Source organism: Dehalococcoidia bacterium, from assembly GCA_025054935.1.
GTDB lineage: Bacteria > Chloroflexota > Dehalococcoidia > SpSt-223 > SpSt-223 > JANWZD01.
This window is the reverse complement of sequence record JANWZD010000063.1, coordinates 1-614: the sequence shown is the minus strand read 5'-3', so window position 1 is coordinate 614 and position 614 is coordinate 1. Positions and strand designations below refer to the sequence as shown.

Genomic DNA, 614 nt, shown 5'->3' with positions numbered 1-614 from the left:
GACGCAGGCCCTGCACGACGCGACGGAGGAGGAGCGGCGCACGCTCGCCGGGACGCTGGCGCGGCTGTTCCGCCTTCAGCCTTGAAGGCGACGCTGCGCGCCCGGCTCGAGTCGCTCGGCGAGCGCCTGCAGCAGGTGAGCGCGCGCCTAGCGGCCGAGGACGCGACGCGCGACATGGAGGCCTACCGGCGCCTTGCGCGCGAGCACGCGGAGCTCTCCCACCTCGCCGAGCTCTGGGCGCGCTACCGGCAGGCCGAGCGCGACGCGACGGCCGCGCGCGAAATGGCGGCCGACCCCGCGATGAAGGCGTTCGCCGAGGAAGAGCTGAAGGCGGCCGAGGACGCGATGCGTCGGCTGGAAGGCGAGCTGCGCGCGGCGCTCCTGCCGCGCGACCCGAACGACGAGCGCAACGTCTTTCTCGAGATCCGCGCGGGCACCGGCGGCGAGGAGTCGGCGCTCTTTGCCGCCGATCTGTTTCGCATGTACACGCGCTACGCCGAACGGCGCGGCTGGCAGGTGGAGCTGGTCTCCGAAAGCCCGTCGGACCTCGGCGGCTACAAGGAGGTGATCGCGCGCATCGTCGGGCCGGGCGCGTACGCGCGCCTCAAGTTCGA

The 614-nt window shown here is 73.3% G+C and carries 1 protein-coding gene; it reads left to right on the top strand.

Translation table 11 applies throughout. The features are described from left to right. Positions 1–81: 81 nt before the first annotated feature. Positions 82–614, top strand: a 533-nt coding sequence (locus NZ773_16270; GenBank protein ID MCS6803483.1) for a PCRF domain-containing protein, incomplete at its 3' end; no start/stop codon positions are given.